Source organism: Anaerosporobacter mobilis DSM 15930 (genome assembly GCF_900142955.1).
GTDB lineage: Bacteria > Bacillota > Clostridia > Lachnospirales > Lachnospiraceae > Anaerosporobacter > Anaerosporobacter mobilis.
Genome location: NZ_FRCP01000005.1, coordinates 419,307 through 439,012, shown reverse-complemented (window position 1 = coordinate 439,012; position 19,706 = coordinate 419,307). Strand labels below are relative to the sequence as shown.

General features: G+C 34.3%; 13 protein-coding genes. All 13 read left to right on the top strand.

Annotated features, from left to right (window positions below):
* Window positions 1-469: 469 nt before the first annotated feature.
* The 13 genes from BUB90_RS01870 to BUB90_RS01810 all read left to right on the top strand — a co-directional run bounded on the left by BUB90_RS01870 (window position 470) and on the right by BUB90_RS01810 (window position 19,606).
* On the top strand, window positions 470-3,541 hold the full coding sequence (locus BUB90_RS01870) for an HD domain-containing protein (RefSeq protein ID WP_073282149.1): 3,072 nt from the start codon (window positions 470-472) through the stop codon (window positions 3,539-3,541).
* 80 nt (window positions 3,542-3,621) lie between these two features.
* The gene (locus BUB90_RS01865; protein ID WP_073282147.1) at window positions 3,622-3,831 is read left to right on the top strand and encodes an excisionase; all 210 of its coding nucleotides are present in this window, start codon (window positions 3,622-3,624) and stop codon (window positions 3,829-3,831) included.
* 25 nt (window positions 3,832-3,856) lie between these two features.
* Window positions 3,857-4,138, top strand: a complete 282-nt coding sequence (locus tag BUB90_RS24375) for a hypothetical protein (RefSeq protein WP_330393721.1) — start codon at window positions 3,857-3,859, stop codon at window positions 4,136-4,138.
* A 247-nt stretch (window positions 4,139-4,385) separates the two neighbouring features.
* Entirely contained in the window at window positions 4,386-4,631 is a 246-nt protein-coding gene (locus BUB90_RS23885; RefSeq protein ID WP_073282145.1) for a hypothetical protein, read from the top strand.
* 206 nt (window positions 4,632-4,837) lie between these two features.
* Window positions 4,838-5,302, top strand: a complete 465-nt coding sequence (locus BUB90_RS01850) for a low molecular weight protein-tyrosine-phosphatase (protein ID WP_073282143.1) — start codon at window positions 4,838-4,840, stop codon at window positions 5,300-5,302.
* 277 nt (window positions 5,303-5,579) lie between these two features.
* Complete coding sequence (locus BUB90_RS01845; protein ID WP_073282141.1) at window positions 5,580-6,731, top strand: serine hydrolase domain-containing protein; 1,152 nt, start codon at window positions 5,580-5,582, stop codon at window positions 6,729-6,731.
* A 243-nt stretch (window positions 6,732-6,974) separates the two neighbouring features.
* On the top strand, window positions 6,975-8,144 hold the full coding sequence (locus tag BUB90_RS01840) for a serine hydrolase domain-containing protein (protein WP_073282138.1): 1,170 nt from the start codon (window positions 6,975-6,977) through the stop codon (window positions 8,142-8,144).
* A gap of 43 nt (window positions 8,145-8,187) precedes the next feature.
* Window positions 8,188-9,009, top strand: a complete 822-nt coding sequence (locus BUB90_RS01835) for an ABC transporter permease (RefSeq protein ID WP_073282136.1) — start codon at window positions 8,188-8,190, stop codon at window positions 9,007-9,009.
* A gap of 78 nt (window positions 9,010-9,087) precedes the next feature.
* The gene (locus tag BUB90_RS01830; RefSeq protein ID WP_073282134.1) at window positions 9,088-9,870 is read left to right on the top strand and encodes an ABC transporter permease; all 783 of its coding nucleotides are present in this window, start codon (window positions 9,088-9,090) and stop codon (window positions 9,868-9,870) included.
* A gap of 46 nt (window positions 9,871-9,916) precedes the next feature.
* Complete coding sequence (locus BUB90_RS01825; protein WP_139241678.1) at window positions 9,917-10,933, top strand: ABC transporter ATP-binding protein; 1,017 nt, start codon at window positions 9,917-9,919, stop codon at window positions 10,931-10,933.
* A gap of 101 nt (window positions 10,934-11,034) precedes the next feature.
* The gene (locus tag BUB90_RS01820) at window positions 11,035-11,580 is read left to right on the top strand and encodes an N-acetylmuramoyl-L-alanine amidase family protein (protein WP_073282131.1); all 546 of its coding nucleotides are present in this window, start codon (window positions 11,035-11,037) and stop codon (window positions 11,578-11,580) included.
* A gap of 279 nt (window positions 11,581-11,859) precedes the next feature.
* The gene (locus BUB90_RS01815; protein ID WP_084139026.1) at window positions 11,860-17,676 is read left to right on the top strand and encodes a DUF3320 domain-containing protein; all 5,817 of its coding nucleotides are present in this window, start codon (window positions 11,860-11,862) and stop codon (window positions 17,674-17,676) included.
* Between the two features lie 409 nt (window positions 17,677-18,085).
* Window positions 18,086-19,606 (top strand): GGDEF domain-containing protein, encoded by a 1,521-nt coding sequence (locus BUB90_RS01810; protein ID WP_073282128.1) that lies wholly within the window; start codon window positions 18,086-18,088, stop codon window positions 19,604-19,606.
* The last annotated feature ends 100 nt before the right edge of the window (window positions 19,607-19,706 follow it).

Below are 19,706 nucleotides of genomic sequence, written 5' to 3'. Positions count from 1 at the left end.
GTTGCTAGTATATATATGGAAATGCTTATCCAATATTTACATATCTAAATTGTGGATTTGCATATTCAGTGGTATAATAAAATTGTCGTTAATTGATAGTTGGGAAAGAGAGGGGAAAAATATTATGGCAATTAGTTATAATGGGTTATGATAAGCTGAGGTAGTATACCAGGAAATGAGGAAGAAGATAAAATCAGATAATGTTGAATATATTCGCGAATCAACAAATAATCTGTCGAAGGGAGCAGAGGCACCTTTGGAATACATAATAAATGATATTTATATATAAGGTATAATCATTTTTTTAATGTTGTCTGAGAAAGAAACATTAAATGAACTAGGAGTAGAAACAAAATTAAAAGAATTTTGGTTAAGGATTTATTAGTTGTGATTGTAATTACAGCTTAAACTAGGAAAAAGAATAGACCTCAATCATAGATAAATAATAGGAAGGACGTAAAGAGAAAGAATGGTTGAAAAATTAGATTCCCAAATAGAAAAAAGGGCAGAATTGGCTGAAACATTACGTGTTTTTAGTGGAGCAAAATTATTACATATCAAGAAGGAAGTGGAGAAGTTATTAAGTCATATAGGGGATTATGGTATATTTACAGAGTATACGAAACATGATATTTCACATATTGATGAGATGCTTAATATTGCCGAATGGCTAATACCAGATAAAACAAAAGAAGCAATGACTTCATCAGAATGGATGATGCTTGTTTTGTCGATTTATTTTCATGATATGGGAATGTTGATTACTAGTGATGAATATGATAATCGAGATAAAACAGATTTTAAGCTATATAAAGACAGAGCGTATAGTGGCGAGTTTGGAAGAGATTATATTGCTAAAATAAAGGATTTACCTGATTCTGATAACTTTTTGTTTCAAGAATATATAAGAAAAAATCATGCAAAGCGTATAAAAATGTGGATTTCAGGAGAATTGGACGAGAATCTAAAGTATACACAAAGTATCGCAACTGAAATACAAAAATTAACAATATCAATTGATAGTTTATTCATCCAAGATCTTGCTATGATTTGTGAAAGTCATCATTTGAATAATTTGGATGACTGCTCAATATATAATACAAACAAATGTTATGAATCATCAGACCAAGCGAAAGTGAATTTGCAATATATTGCAGTTGTTTTAAGAACAGCTGACCTGTTACATATAACGATGGATAGAACACCAACGATAGAGTTCAATGCATTTTGTCCATCTGACCCAATAAGTGTCTTAGAGTGGCAAAAACAGATGGCAATTCGTGCAATAAAGCCAAAAGAAATGAGAAATGAAGATTGTGAAATTGATAAATCAATTCAAAGTGATGCTATCGCTATAACAGCATATTTTCAGACAGCTAATCAAGCAGAAGCATTCTTTGCACTTATGAATTATTTACGATATGTAAAAACTGAATTGAGAACAAGTTATGATATTATTCAAAATTCTATTAAGAAGCAAGGGACAGTTGATTACTTATTTCCATGGAAGGACGTAGATGATTCTGGAATTGAAACAAAAAATTTTAGTAATCATCTTCTTAAATTCGAGCTTGATCAAAATAGCATTCTTCAAATGTTGGTTGGACATACATTATATAATGACAGTTCAGTCGTGATCAGAGAATTAATACAAAATGGTCTTGATGCAATCAAGTTGCAGAATGAAATAGAAAAAGGTAATAGAGTCGAGAGTTCAAGAGGACAAATACTTGTGAAATGGGATAGCAAAGAAAATTCATTGTCATTTTTTGATAATGGTACAGGTATGACGGTTTATGAAATTGAAAATTATCTTTTAAAGGTTGGAACCTCAAAATATAGTAGCCCAATATTTCAAAAAGAATATCCGGATTTTGTTTCGATAAGTAGATTTGGTATAGGAATTTTAACTTGTTTTTTAGTGGCAGATGACATTGAGATTTTAACATGTTCTAGTGAAAATGGAGAAGCAAATAGAGTATTTTTCCGTAATGTAGATGGGAAATATTTGCTAAAATCAGTTACCAAAGATGAAATCCCCAAATTAATTAGTAATCATGGTACAATGATCAAATTGCATTTGAGAGATAATGAGAATACTGACAATTTAGAATATAATATAAAAAAATGGATTATATTCCCGTATTGTGATGTTAAATTGGTAAAAGATACGAGTGAGCCAATCAAAATTGGCTATTCATCACCCAAAGAGGCTCTGGAAGATTATATTGGAAGGGGAGCTATCGAAGCTGGTAGTAGTATTGTTATAAAAGAGGTTGAGGTTGATGGAATAACAGTTGCTTATGCTTTAAGATATAGAGAATATTTACAAGAGTATTCATTAGTTGAATATAATAGACGAAATAATGTTGGATATAGTACAGACGAACCAATTCCAATAGGGGTGTGTTTTGAAGGAATAAGGATTGCAGATAATACACCGGGTTATCGCAGAGATACATTTTTAGCTATTATGAATAGTAACAATAACAAGATTGTTAAAACCAATGTTGCAAGATCATCGGTTGAGGATAATGAGGGGCGAGATCAACTTTTAAAAATAATATATACTGTATATAAAAAGTATTTGGAAAGTCAAATCGAGAAATTCATTAAAAAGGGACGCTCTCTTTCTTGGATTTCATCAGAAATTAAGTTTTTGGTAAAACAACTTGTTAATCCACAGAATAATGGAATTGGTGGGTCAATATTAGAGAAAAAAGAAATATTCGAAGATGTATTTAGCGATTTAGAAACGATTTTATTTGAGGATGCTTTAAATAGAAAACTTGTTTCTGTTAATTACCTTAAATGTCTTGATAGAATAAATATGTCTGAGAGTAATATGATAAATGCAGCAGAGTATTTATTAAAAGAGACGAAAAGTAATATATCATTGACAGGATTAGTAAATACAATTACTGAAAGTGATACTTTTACAGGACAGAATTTATTATGTGATTATGAGATGAGTAGCATATTACATAATGTAGCATTAAAGGGTAAAACCGCCAATGCTATTACAGTGAATCGGAATGAAAGAAAAATTGATATTTCATTTATTACTGGAGAAGAGAAATGGATTAAAGTAAATCTAATAAATAATGATAATTTGGATCAGTATAGCGTTGCATTTATACCTAAAAATGAAGAAGAATACATAACTGGTTTAGACGAAGAAGTTGGAGTAAAAACTAAGATGGGAGTTTTCTTACAATGTTCAAATGAAATGACAAAATATTTGGTTGAGAAAATATCATTATTTGATTATCAGAATTCAAACATAGAAATGTATGCACTACAACTTCTCGTATCAATGGTTGTAAACAAACAGTATACATATATTGCACGTGAAAAAGGTGCAGAATACTTTGAAAAAATCTTTCATAATCGAATAGAGAGGGAAATTTTGGAAAGATTATCAGAAGACATTAAAGAAATGTTTTGGAGCAAAATAGACAGGGAGGAGCTTATCAATATGTTAATGAGTAATAAGATATCATTTTATGATTTAAATGATTGGTCGAGAAGGGGGCGATGATAGAGGGATTGTGTTTAGTGTGATAGATCGAAGATGGAGATTAGAAAAGCCTTTAATTGTGACAACGAATCTTCGCTTAATTGAGTAATTATGAAATTCCATATTGTAAAAAGTACGCTTTATCCATTGAAGAAGCAGCATCCCATTTTCGTATTGGTGAAGGGAAGCTTCGTAAGCTGGTAAGTGAAAATTCATATGCAGATTATCTTTTATGGAATGGTAACCGTGTTCAAATAAAAAGAGTGAAATTTGAAACATACATAGATCGGCCGGAAGCTATAAAGGTTTAAAAAATTACGAGAAGGGAGGTGCCTGATGGGGAATGCTTATGATATACTGTTTGTATGTCACATACCCTCGGAGGTAGAGGAGTATGAATCCAAAAGAGGTGTGATAATAAAGACAGAGTTCTTTTGCAAGGAGAGTGGCAAGACCAGGACGGACGATGCCGATATGATGCCCTTGGTAAAAGAAAAACTAGATGGGGACTTACAGAGGCAGATTAAAGACTCCATCAGGAAAACACAAGGATCTGTCTTTAAGAGAAAAGGGAAGACAGGTACAATCATCACAAATGCAGGGAATCAATTGAAGTGATCTGACCGTTTTAGCACTTATAGAGTGTTACATTTCGCTTAAATCAGGTGTAAAGCATAATACAATGGCTAATTATAGATTTATTGTGAATGTGCTTAAGAAATTGCAAGTAAGCATGTGGCTGATGTGTCCTTATTCTGTTTAACACAGGAATGCGTATCCGTGTTTTTGTGGTCTGACAGTCAGAGACTTGGATTTTGAGAATGAGATTATCAATATAGATCATCAGATTAAGAGAACAAGAGTCATGAAGTATGTGATTGAATCTACAAAGACCACTAGTGGTACAAGAAAGCTCCTAATGACAGCTGAAATTAAGGAGGCGTGCTTGCGTGTTGTGAGGAACCGTAAGAAGCCAAAGCGAGAACCAATAATTGACGGTTATGGTGGATTTCTATATCTTGATAAGAATGGAAAACCAATGGTAGCTCTTCATTGGGAAAAGTATATGCAGTATGACAGAAACAAGTATAATCGTGAGCAACCATTGTAATTACCACCTTTAACGCCACACATTTGTAGACATATCTATTGTAGTAACATTGCAAAGGAAGGTATTAATCCAAATTTACCCCGTTTACTCGAAAAAACATGGTAAAATACGATTAAGAGAAAATAACGTTACATTAGTAAAATTGCATAAACCTATAAAATCCAGTATTTATAAGGCTTTGAGAAGATATAAGGAGTTAAAATAACATGATAAAAGTACTTTTCGTCTGCCACGGCAATATATGTAGATCGCCTATGGCAGAATTTGTTCTAAAAGATATGGTAAAAAAGCTTGGAATATCTGAACAATTTGAGATTGCATCAGCAGCTACCAGTACAGAGGAAATTGGAAATTCGGTACACTATGGGACGAAATCCAAATTGAAAGAGTATGGAATTTCCTGTGAAGGTAAAACAGCGGTACAATTAAGAAAACAGGATTATAATAAATATGATTATTTAATTGGTATGGATAATTATAATATCAAAAATATGGAACGTATGTTGGGACATAAGGATAAGATTTATCTTATGTTAGAGTTTACGGGAACTTCTTCTCAGGTATCGGATCCTTGGTATACTCATGACTTTGATGCAACGTATCGCGATGTGTTAGCAGGATGTAAAGGTTTTATTGAATATTTGAAAAAAGAAGGTAGAATTCAATTATAGAGCTGTTATTATATAGACATTGATGAGCGCAATGAAGTACCCCTTTTGTTAGACAAAATAAGTCTGACAAAAGGGGTTTTTTGTGTTAATTCAAAATCATATTGGTTCCAATGGATGTGATACTTAATATAGAGTGCTTAATATAGTGTTATGTAAATTTTATGATATTTTATATAGAAAATACGTTCGATAGATGTTATAATAAGGAATAAACACCAAATAATGCAATATAATGCCAAGCTAATGCAAAATCATTAACGATAAATAGGAGGTATCTATGGAAGTAGTTAAAGGTAAAGTGGATTGTTCACCCAACGAAGCTTTGTATCAAGAGGAACGTCTTGAGGTTGTGAATCAATGCTTTGAAAGATTGATACAAGAGCATAAATTACTATCTGGAAGCTATTGTCTTGCTAGAGACAATAAAGTATTTGCAAACAATGCTCTAGGTAAGCTTACTTATATTGAAGGGGATGAGAGAGCATTTCAACCAGATTCCATATATGGAATCTATTCTGTGACAAAGATGTTTACCGCAGTGGCTATTCTGCAATTAGTGGAGAACGGAAGAATCCGACTAGACCAACCTGTAGGAGAGATCATTCAGGAGTTTCAAACACCTCCCTTTCAACAGATCCAAGTGATTCATCTATTAACTCATACCTCAGGACTATACAGCGATGATGGTGCAAAGGAGGACAAACACCATGAGAGTGTTGAAGATATTATGTGTAGCGATAATTGGTTGCATACACTATTAAGTAAGGGGGTATCAAATGCTCCAGGAAAGGAATGGACCTATTGCTCTCTAGGCTATAATGTGTTAGGTGAAATCATAACTAGGACAAGTGGGGATTTCTGCCACGATTACATAACAGAGAATATTCTTAAGCCTTGTGAGATGCACGATACACATTGGGAATATTCCTCTACGTATAAAGAACGTTACAATATACGATTCGACTGGGCAAAGGAGTGGATTGATCGTGCAGATAGCAGGAATCAACAAACACCTGAAAAACTCATTCCTAGAACCTGGAACGGATTACTATCTACCAGTGGTGATTTAATGAAATTCGGAACTATGCTTTTGAATAATGGGAAATATAAAGGAAGACATATATTAGGACGAAAAGCAGTGGAATCTTATAGGCGCATACATACCTCCTCTGAGGTATTAACCTATTGTTGGGGAGCAAATGGAGTGTATAAAAGCTTTGGTGCTGGCTGTGATATATTTAGTGAATCCGATGTATCTCAATTGATTACACCAGGAACCTTTAGTCATGAGGGCTGGGGAACCTGTTGCCTAGCAATAGACTACAAAGAACGATTTGTTGTTGTATGGTCTTCTCAATTTAAGGGATATGAATGGTATCCAGAGCCTTTAAGAAATATTGCTTCTGTTATATGGTCGGGACTTGAGTAAAGATATAAACAAATAACTAAAACATCGCACATAAAAACTATATTTAGAGTAGATAATTAGTATATTCATAAGAAAAACTATCTGAACGCGTCAGCACTTGATTGAGCAATGTGAAATCTTAGTACTGCTTCGTGTGAAGGTAAGGGAGAGCGGTTTTTTTGTTGAATATAGCAGTTAGCGACTCCAAGAGATCTTCAAGTGCGAAGTTTAAGTAAATAATTTAGATAGAGAAGGAGATTATCTATGGGAAATGTAGTTATTAAGGATACCCCTTATACACCACAAGAAGCGGGTTACGAAGCAGAAAGACTTGAAGTATTAAATAACCATTTTAGTGAAATGATTGATAAAAAAGAGCTGATATCAGGAAGCTATTGCTTAACGCATGAAGGAAAAGTCTTTGTAGACAATGCGCTGGGAAGCCTTTCATTTGAAGAAGAGGATACAAGAGTGTTTGAACCCGATACGATTTTTGCAATCGCTTCAATTACTAAGTTGTTTACATCGATAGCAATATTAAAACTCGTAGAAGATGGACGACTTCGATTAGATCAGCCCGTTTTTGAGATCCTTGAAGAATTCAATACTCCACCTTATAATGAGATACAAATTGTACATATATTAACTCATACATCAGGGCTTTGTGCAGATTTGGGAGCCCATGAGAATAAATATGAGATAGGTTGGTGGAATTTTTTAGACGAAGACCATCCGAAAGATTGGATTACAGCTGTGTTAAAGAAAGGATTAAGGAATTCACCAGGAAAAGAATGGTCCTATTCTTCTGTAGGATTTGCGATCCTAGGTGAGATTATCACAAGAATTAGTCATGTTCATTGCCACACCTATATTGAAGAGAACATTGTGAAACCCTGTGATATGACGGATACCTCCTTTACGATTGATGTAAAGCAGCTTGACCGTTACAATATTCGTTCTAATCATACAAAAGAAATGTTTGCAGCTATGAAGGAAGGAAAGCTTGAAAAAAATATTTTTGATGATTATATTCCTTCCACGGGTGGTGGACTGTATTCTACCAGTCGTGACTTAAGTAAGTTTGGTAACATGATATTGAATTACGGTTCTTACAATGGGAAACGAATCATCGGACGTAAAGCCATTGAAGCTATGAGAAGGATACATACTAAACCAGAGGTTCAGGATTTTTGTTGGGGAGCACAAGGCAATTATCGTTCTTATGGTCTAGGCCCTGACATATTTAATAGCAGTAGTGAATCTATGCTAATTACCCCAGGAGTCATTAGTCATGAGGGTTTTGGTGCTTGTTCCTTAATGCTTGATTTTGAAGAAAGATTTGTTGCTGTTTGGACCTGCCAATTTTATGAGTCACAGTGGCATGCACATGCACTTCGAAATGTAGCATCAATTATCTGGTCAGGGATTATCTAATCAAGCTAAGTGTTAACAAACTTGGGATAGAATGGAGAGTTTTATGAACAATATTAAGCATCGTTTTGAAGTAATCAAAGCGGTAGCCTTAGTAACTTATAAGGAGTGGAGTGCTTATCGCACCCACTCCATGGTATCAATATTTGTAGGACCAGTATATTTTTTAGTCCAGTATTTTATCTGGAATGCTGTATACGGAAATCAAGGTGCTGCTTTACATGGATTAGAACTAGAACAAATGTTACGATACTATGGAGCAATTGCATTAATCGGTTATCTAACTATGGATTTTGCAGATTGGAACTTGCAGATGTTGGTTCATTCAGGAAAGTTTTTAACCTTTCAACTAAGGCCAATCCATCATCGTTTTTTTGCGTTATCACAAAAATTGGGACATCGTGTGCTAGGATTCTTGTTTGAGTTCCTACCATGCTTTCTTATTTTTCAATTCATCTTTAAGATAGATATGATCCCTAAATATTTGGGATTTACGATAATATCAATTTTATTTGCATTTTTTATGAATTTCTATGTGAATTATTGCATTGGGTTATCTGCTTTTTGGCTTGTACAAGCTTCTGGAATCCGAAATGTTTTCCAAGCCTTATCCAGTGTTTTTTCGGGAGCTTTAATTCCCCTTGTATTTTTTCCGGACTTTATTCAGAAACTATTGTTTTTCCTCCCATTTCAATATACTACGTATGTTCCCGCTATGGTGTTCTCTGGTAGTTATACTCTAGCAGGTATCTCTATGAGCATTCCTCAGATTGTATTACTTCAGGGAATTATCTTGTTGCTTACCATAGGATTAAGTGAAGTACTATACCGAAGGGCAATATATCGTTTTACTGCCGCAGGAGGTTAATTTGAATAATAAAGATTATGTAAATCTTTGTGCTTATGGCCTAAAGTTTGCGGGTTACGGAAAGAATGGAGGATTAAAATGAAAAAATACCTTATGATTTATAAAGAATCCATGCGAGTCTCTATTGCATCAGCAGCTACCTACCGTGCGAATTTTATTTTACATAGTATAATAACTTTGCTTGGAAATATTGTATTCCCATTAGTGACACTTCTTATCTATGGCTCAGGTGCAAGCTTTGAAGGCTGGTCTATGTATGAGGTTTTGCTAATACAATCTATATTTACCATGTCCACAGGACTCTCTAATATGTTTTTTGGAGGAATGGTTTGGAATACTATGGAACACGTGAGGGAGGGAACCTTTGAAACTGTGTTAATTAAGCCGGTAGACTGTATGTTTTACCTACTAGCAACTAATTTTGGTATTCATAGTTTCGGTGTAGTTGCAGGTGGTATGGTTGTATTTATCATCTCTTTGGTGCATGTTGGGAATGCTACCATAGTTATGTGGCTACAATTTTTATTGTTATTTCTCATGGGACTCTTTGTTATGCTTGGAATGGAGCTTTTGATGGCAGCAACTTCATTTAAATGGGTGGCAAATTCACGTATTCCTGAAATGTATGGAAGTGTACGCCAATTTGGGAATTACCCTCAGACTATATTTAATAAAAGTATTATATATTTGACTTCATTTATATTACCAGTAGGAATGATTGGTTTTTTCCCAGCATCTGCTTTATTAGGTAGGCTAGAGTGGTGGATGCTTGTATCCATTTTTCCATGTATTCTATTTCTGATGTTGGGGATATGGGTATATCGTTATATGGTACGACTATATGAAGGAGTAGGCGGTTGAATATTTGACCAACGAATTCTACAAGACAAACAGAAAGGAACGAGCTGTGGAAAATATAATTTCAGTAGAACATTTATGTAAAAAGTATACTACATATAAAAGAGAGAGTGGATTTAAAGCTAGTGTAAAAAGTTTCTTTCATAGAGAAAAAGTATATGTAGATGCAGTAAAAGATGTGACCTTTCAAGTAAAAAGAGGAGATATCATCGGTATACTAGGACCAAATGGTGCAGGTAAATCAACTACAATAAAAATGCTGACGGGTACCTTATATCCCACAGAAGGAGTTATTAACGTTATGGGTTTTAGTCCTTATAAAGATCGTATCTCCTATGTGAGGAATATGGGAGCAGTTTTTGGACAAAAGAGCCAATTGATATTTGATATCCCTCCCCTTGATAGCTTTCGAATGAACAAAGCCATCTATGGAATTCCTGATAAAGAATATGAAGAAACACTACATACATTAATTGAGATTCTTGAACTTGAAGATAAGGTTATGAGGCCAACAAGGGTATTATCCTTAGGTGAACGTATGAAATGTGAATTCATTATGGCAATGCTTCATAATCCACCTATTGTTTATCTAGATGAACCTACCATTGGATTAGATGTAATTGCGAAACAAAATATACGAGAATTTATTAAACAAATGAATGAGAGAGGAACCACCTTTATCCTAACTACCCATGATCTTGAAGATGTACAGCAATTAGCAAAGGATGTAATTATTATTAATAAAGGAGAAAAGGTGTTTGATGGTTCCATTGCCGACCTTAGAAGAAATCTAGGTAATAAGAAAGTGGTTGAGTTGACTGTGGATTCTTATTCGGAGAAGGGAATAGTTTATGGAAACAAGAATATAGAGATTAGAGGGACAACTGTAATCAGTGAATTATCACATCAAAAGACCACATTAGAAGTAGATACCGATGTTATATCTATCAGTGAGTTTATGAACGAATTATCTTCACAATATGCTTTTACAGATATATCAATCAAAGAGCTGTCTATGGAAACCATAATTACTAAAATATATAAGGAGACTGGTAATAAAGAATAAGAATCTAAATATTTTATAAAAAGTATGCACCAATTCAAACAAAGAGCATATGCTGATAGGGAAACATGTCGAAAATTGACAAATATGATTGGAGCGATGGCATGCCGTTAAGAGTTTGTATTGATGCTGGACATGGTGGAGAAGATCCAGGTACAGTTAATGGTAAAAGATATGAAAAAGATGATACGCTACGTTTGGCGTTACAACTCGGTAAGATTTTAAAAGCAAATGGAGTAGATGTTGTGTATACAAGAACAGAAGATATATATAGTAGCCCGATTAATAAAGCTAATATAGGAAATCGCTTAAATGCTGATTACTTTATATCAATTCATAGGAATACTGCTATATTCAAAAAAACTTCTGGGGTTAAGACATTGGTTTACAATAAAAAGGGTATGAAATATAAGATTGCTAAAGATATTAACGATAGTATTGCAGCAATTGGTTTTATAAATCGTGGAGTTAAATCAAGAAAGTGCACTACTGTATTATATCATACGAATATGCCTGCATTACTAATTAAGATTGGATTTATTACGAATGATAGCGATAATATTTTATTAGAGAGTAAATATAATGAAATTGTTGAAGCTGTAGCAAAATCCTTCTTAGAAGTACAAGGGTTACAGTATAATAGTTTGTAAATTGTCATCAGGGAATGGAATGTTGATTAAACTTGATTAATAAACAAGAGGAATAAGTTGTAATTTATTAATAAGGGCTAAAGGAGTACGAAAGAAGGACTAGTTACCAGCTATCTAGATGGTAATTAGTCCTTCTTTCCTTTATCCTTTATGCTTTATAATTAGCAAGAACTTTATATAGATTTTATTACCAATTAATGGTATAATGAATAAATGTAAAATTATGGAATCGTATAAACGGTGTAACATTATCAATATACCATTAAGAGGGGGATCACTTTGAGAAAAATTACGGTAGAAACTCATATAAATGAAACAATTCATTATGCGTTACAGCAAAATTGTATACCCATTATCAGTAGCTTAGTGATAGCGAATACTTCAAAAGAAATATACACGGATCTTACTATCAAGGTCTCGTTCCAACCAGAATTCGCAGTTCCGTACGAAGTTACTATCAAGTGTTTGAAGCCTAATGAGCCAGTGGAGTTATCACCAATACGGATTGTCCCTTCTATGGAGTACTTGATTTCGTTGACAGAGAAGATAGAAGGAAAATTAACTATTGAAGTAAAAGAAGCGCAGAATTGTATCTGGATTAAGACTTATCCTATCACAATACTTGCTTATGATCAATGGACGGGTATTAATTATTTACCCGAGATGATTGCTGCCTACGTAACACCCTTTCAACCAAAGGTGAATGACATAGTTGAAAATGCAACTAAATATCTAAAGGCATGGGGGAATACAGATTGTTTTACAGGGTATCAAACGAAAAATTCTGACCTAGTAGAGGAACAGATGAAAGCCGTCTATAAGACGTTGCAGGACCTTGAGCTAGAGTTAGAAGTACCAAAGGTAAGCTACGAAACGAATGTTCAGAGATTGCATCTACCGCAGATGGTGATAGAAGAAGGTAAGGGAACTGCGTTGGAATTAACTTTACTGTATGTAAGTTGTTTAGAGGCAATCGGCTTACAACCGGTAGTAGTTTTTCTTAGAGGACATGCGTTTCTTGGCTGTCATTTGGAAGAAGAATCATTTGCAGAATGTGTGGAAGACGATCTAATTGTACTAACGAAGAGAGAGGAAGGAAAGGATAGTATCCGATTTATAGAGTGCACCGATATTATTAAAGACCATTGCGTAGATTTTATACAAGCAAAGAAAGATGCGAAAGAACTCATCTCTAATACAGAGATGTTTCTAGTAGCAGTAGATATTAAGAGCTGTCGTGCGAGTGGAATTTGTCCACTTCCTTTGCGTATTCTAAAGGATGATAAATATGTAACAGTTGACGTGATTACAAGCAAGGATACTGACATGTCAGAAGAATTCTTAGGATATGACTACAATAAGAGGGAAGCTATAGATGAAACGAGTGGACAGGAAAAAGTAAGATTATGGGAAAGAAAATTGTTGGATTTAAGTTTACGCAATACGTTATTGAATTTCAGAAAGACGAAGACAACAGTGCAACTGATGACAGCTAATCTTTTTGAATTACGGGATTACATAGCTAGTGGTGAACAGTTTATGATCATGGGTAAGCCCAAAGAAATTGCTACTATGCGAAACGATTTGAATGTCTATCCAATTCAAAAGGATGTGGAATACATTGAAGCAATTGCTACTTCGGAATTCACGCATAGAAGAATACGAACGTTTCTAGAGGAAGAAGAATTAGAGGGTGTCTTAAAGAATATTCATAGACATGCACGAACTGTAATAGAAGAAAATGGTGCAAACTCGTTGTATCTAGCGATAGGTTTCTTGCGTTGGTATGAAACAAAACAGAGTCAGAATGCAAGATATGCTCCGTTAGTTTTAGTACCTGTCGATTTAGTTAGAAAAGTGCAAGCCCATACATATGGCATACGAATTCGAGATGAAGAAACCCAGATGAACATAACCTTATTGGAGTTGTTACGACAGGATTATGATATTGAGATTACAGGACTCGATCCGTTACCAACGGATGAATGTGGTGTGGACTTATCGTATGTATTTCGTGAAGTCAGAAAGGGAATTGCTAATAAGTCAAACTGGGCGGTAGAAGAATATGCATTCTTAGGATTATTTTCATTCAATCAGTTTATATTATGGAATGATATTCATAGCCGAACTGATGAACTGAAGAAGAATAAATTAGTTGCCAGTTTACTATCTGGAAAACTAGAGTGGACACCACAAGGGAATATGATAACGGCAAGACAATTTGATGAACAGATTGCTCCAATGGATTTGGCTGTTCCGATTCGTGCGGATTCTTCTCAATTAGAAGCTATTTGGGCAGCTAGTAAGGGACAGAGTTTTGTACTACATGGTCCTCCAGGAACAGGAAAATCACAAACAATTACCAATATAATTGTAGATGCATTATTCCATGGAAAGACAGTGTTGTTTGTAGCGGAGAAGATGGCGGCGTTATCAGTTGTGCAAAAGAGATTAGAAAACTTAGGACTTGGTGCATTTTGTTTAGAACTTCATTCGAATAAGGCACAGAAAAAAGAAGTACTGAATCAATTAGATCAAGTTTTACAAGTATCAAAGACGAGAACGAGTGGAGAATACAATCAAGTTGCAACACAGGTCCATATGTTACGACAAGAACAGAATCAAGTTATAGAAGCTATTCATAAGAAGCGAGAGTATGGTATGTCTTTATACGATGCCATTAGTAGATATGAGACATACAAACAATATAAAGATGTTCTTACAATCGACGACATATGCATATCTAAGTTAAAAGAAGGAATGTACGAGGAATGGTTAGAGGGAATTAGACAGTGTAAGAGAGCAAGTGAGGAATGTAAAGGAGGAGTAGATTCTGTATTCAAACGATATCATAATCCTAATTATTCTCTAGAGCTGCGAGAATCTTTTGCTAAGTTATGTAAGGAATTCGATGAAGCGTTAATACAGCTAGATGAGATGTTCCATTCTTTCGAGGAGGTATTTGGCGTACGAATAGCAGAAAACTATTCGAATTATAAAGCATTTACAGAGTTACTAAGTTGTCTAGCCAGTGCTAGGTACCAACTAGATAGTCTGATGTTAGAGCCGGTAAATGATAGAAAAGAAAAGAACTTATATGATGTGGTAGCTTGTGGTAAAGAATTGGTATCTCTAGAAAAAGAAATTGGTCAGGCTTTTGATGCTGAGGTATATCAATATGACGTGAATAAAGCATCTAAAGAGTGGAAGGAGGTAGGATCAAAGTGGTTTATTCGAAGAATACTAACGAAGAATAGATTAATAAAAGAATTAAGAGTGTATGCAAAAGCTCCGATTGATGTGGATAATCATACCATTACTATATGGTACAACAAACTTATTAAGCGGTTACAACTATGCGATTACTTGAATAATCTTGACCCTACAATTACAGGAAGTTTCTCATATCTATGGCAAGGATTACATACAAACTGGGAGGTACTCACGCAGGCATTACAAGATACCTTACAATTACGTAGTGCATTATCGGAGATTGCATTAGATAGAGATGATGTAATAACAGCAACTCAAAAATCAGGAAAACTAGTTGCACTACATAGTCCGAAAAAAGATTATTTACAAAAAGATATCTTGAATTATCTTCAGTGTTGGCAGTTGTGCATGACAAAAGAAGTAAAACTTGTTAATCAGTATCAGGCTAGGATAGATTGTTACCATCAAGATGACAACTGGATTTCGAATACAAGAGACGAACTTTCTATATGGGTGAATCATATTGGTGAACTTAGAGATTGGTCAGCGTTGTTGCAACAGATTAATAAGGTAAGAAATTATGGTTTTAATAAGGCAGCAGATGAATTCCTATCAGGTAAGATACTCCCAGAGGAACTAATAGAGAGTTTTATTTGTAATTTAAATTTAGCAATTATTAAACGAACAATTCAAGCAGAGCCTATATTAAAGAACTTCCAAGGTGTGCAGTTCGAAGATACGATTAAGAAATATAAGGAACTTACAGAAGAGTTTGATAAACTTACAATGCAAGAGTTGGGTGCGAAATTGTCTTCTAAGATACCAGATTCTTCTGTTACGGGAGCTGCTTCTTCAGAGCTAGGAATACTTCAGAAGGCGATTCGTAGCGGGGGCAGAATGATGTCAATTCGTAAGTTGTTCGACCAGACGGAGCATCTAATCTCAAGATTATGCCCTTGTATGCTTATGAGCCCGATGTCTGTTGCTCAGTATCTTGATCCAAAACTTCATAAATTCGATATCGTAGTGTTTGATGAAGCTTCTCAATTGCCAACTTGTGAAGCAGTTGGTGCGATAGCTAGAGGAGAAAGTGCGATAATCGTAGGTGATCCAAAACAATTACCTCCAACTCGTTTTTTCCGTAATATGTATTATGACGAAGAGAATTATGAATTAGAGGATTTAGAGAGTGTTTTAGATGATTGTATGGCATTATCTATGCCACAAAAACATCTGTTATGGCATTATCGTTCTCGTCATGAGAGCTTGATTGCTTATAGCAATGCCAAATATTATGGTCATCGTCTATACACCTATCCTTCACCTGACGAAATGGGTTCGAGAGTTAAGTTGGTTCCGATTGATGGACTTTATGATAAAGGTGGAACGAAACAAAACTTGGAGGAAGCAAGGGCAGTAGTGAAAGAAATCTGTAATCGTCTCCTTGATGAGAAGAAGAGAAAAGATAGTATAGGAGTTGTAACATTTAGTTCTGCTCAACAAAATCTAATTGAGGATTTGTTAGAAAAAGAATTTCTAGATAATCAGAAATTAGAGAAGATAAACGAACAGATACTGGAGCCTATATTTATTAAGAATCTTGAAAATGTGCAAGGTGATGAAAGAGATGTTATCTTATTCTCTGTAGGATATGGACCAGATAAAGACGGTAAGGTTTCTATGAACTTTGGACCATTAAACCGAGATGGTGGATATCGTAGATTGAATGTTGCTATCTCAAGAGCAAGAAAAGAGATGCTGGTATATTCTACGATAACACCTGAACAGATCGATCTAACAAGAACACGTGCTGAGGGAGTTGCTGGATTAAAGGGGTTCCTCACTTATGCTAGAGCAGGAAAGAGTGCAATCTCTGTTCATAAGGAAGATATTATATATAAAGATACCACTCTACTTGAACACATTGCTAAGCAGATTGAGAATATGGGATATAAAACAAGATGTAATGTTGGGTGGTCTAAGTATACTATAGATATAGGTGTAATCAATCCTAAGGATGAGAATACTTATATATTAGGAATACTACTAGATGGGGACAATGCTAGAGAAGTGAATACGGCAAGAGAGCGTAACTTATTACAACCACAAGTGTTAACAGATCTTGGTTGGAAGCTTCATGCAATATGGATTCTAGATTGGTTAGATAATCCAGATAAGGTATTAAGTAAAGTGAAAGCTTCTATTGAAAAGGAACTAATTAGAAATACAAGAAGGCAAAGTAGTAATGAGCGTCTTGTAAGTGAAATACCAGAAGAAGAAATTGCTGCTACTTCAGGACACGAGAAGTCGAGCTCTTACGAAGCAACGAAGGTGATAGAATTTGGTTATCAAGATGATTTCTATCAAGATAGTACCGAGCTACAGATTCGAAATGTAATAATGGATATTATTAAGAATGAAGCACCTATTAGTAAAAAACTACTTACTAAGAAGGTTGTTTCAGGCTGGAATATTACCCGTTTAGGAAGTAGAGTAGAGAACCGTTTGGCAAGTATTCTGCAAGAATTAAGACAAGGTGGTAATCTTAATAAAACTGTAGTTGGTGATATGAGTTATTATTGGAGAATGGATCAAAATCCAGAAGATTATATGGATTATCGTGTTGCTAATGAAGAGAAAGATAAAAGAAACCTAGAAGATATACCACCGTATGAGATAGCTAATGCGATGAAGGAAATTATAGCTTCACAGATTAGCATAAGTAAGAATGATATGATACGGGAAACTGCTAAGGTATTTGGATTTTCAAGATTGGGAGCAGTTATGGAGGCTGCTTGTGCCCAAGGAATTGACGAGGCAGAAAGAAGAGGATATCTACTATTTGATAAAGTTAGTGAAAGAATAATGATAAGAGATAATTAAATAGGTAATTAGGACTAGTAATATGGATATGGTTGTGATATATTGATGTTATATTAATTACTCAAACTTCGCATATGAAGATTTCGATAAGTAGTGCTGACGTGTTCAGATAGTTTTCCTTATGAATATAGCAACTAACTACTCTGAGCGAATTTTTTATATGTGAAGTTTGAGTAAATGGTTTGGGTGTCAAAAGCCCTTTAATAACTTGCCTTCGTCAAATTGGCGATTCAAAATATAAAGAGGGTTTTTGACATTCTAACAATACATATTCTAAAATCATAGTGCTGAGGGGCACTTGAACTTATTAAATATAACGAAGTTGGATTGGGTTTACCAATGCAGCTTCGTTATAGTATATGTAAGGGAAACATATAGTAGGACGAATGAAAATTAGGTAGGGGAAAGTATGAATGATTATAAATCACAACTAATATGTTTGATAGTTGTATTATTATTAGGGGAGTATTATGTGCGAAAAAAGCAATTGCGCACGGTTACAACAGTTATTTATATTTGTATGCTATGTAATCTGGTTATTAATTTAGTCTTTGATGTGATAACAAAGTATACCGTGAATCATCTAGACACCATACCGTTCTGGCTAGAAGATATCTCTCATCGGGTCTCATTGTATACATATAATTTGTTTGTGTTTCTACTGTTTTATTATTTGATATCCTATATACGAGTTTTGATTAAGCCAATACAGATTAAGATATTTTTACTTCTTCCAATTGTCATTTCATTGATAACTTCAGTGTTTGGTGGAATCTATTATGTAGTGGTTTCGGATGCGAAGTATTCGTTAGGACCAGTAATAAACATAAATTATGTAAGTTGTATATTCTATATTGTATGTATGATTGTATTATGCATAAAGCATTGGAGAGTTATCAACAAGAATAGGCGAAATGGAATCATTCGCTCTATGGTACTGGTAACGATGAGATGTATCTTGCAATTTGTATTCCCTACTGTTTTAATATCCGGTTTTTTTGATACATTAGTTATATTTAATATCTTCTTGTCGCTTGAAGATCCAGGAGAATATGTGGATATGCAAACAAAGTTAGTAAATCAATATGGTTTTTATAAAGTACTAGAGGATAAGATGCTCGATCATAAGGAAAATGTAATTTTAACTGCATTCGTAATCGAGGTAGATCAAGGCAAGAAGGATCACTTCATGATGATTGTTGACAAAGCATTCAGAGATGAATTTAACAAAGGTATATATCGTAGCAGTGAAAGTAGTGTATCATTAATTGTCTCGGGAAAAAGTAAACACTTGGATAAATTGACTACGCGTTATCATGATTGTATGTTTAGATTAGCATTTGAGAATAACATACAACTGGAATGGAAGAACAGAGAATGTAATTCAGATCAAGTAAATGCGAAAACAATTATTGATGAAATTATAGAAATTCATAATAATATAGTTGAACAACAGTTTTATATTGATCAGAGCACTGGTGTAAAGAATCGAAATGCTTATAATAAGAAGATTCAGTTGTTTAACCAAAAGCAACAAGAAATCGAAAAACTTTGGTGCTTGCTGATAGATGTTAATCATCTTAAAAACGTTAACGATACACTAGGGCATGAAAAGGGAGACGAATTAATCCGATTAACCGCTATGATTCTTGCAAGAACATTGAAGGGATTCGGTGAGATCTATCGATATGGTGGAGATGAGTTCGTAGTATTTCTTGAGGATATTAATACGATGCAATTAATTAATGTGCTGGAAACGATAGAGAATGATAGATTGCTTAATAGTACTGATGAAATTAAAGTGGATTTTGCCATAGGGTATGCTAAATGGAATAACAACGAGGATCGATACATAGAAGATTTGGTTCGAAGAGCAGACCGTAATATGTATGCGATAAAGAAAAATATGAAAAATATTGAACAGATGTAATATTATGATACTACTTTAGGCTACCATTATTGGTAGTCTTTTTTTGCTTCAAAGTAAGGAAAATCTTGAGATTATAAACATTGACTTTTATAAGAAGTAG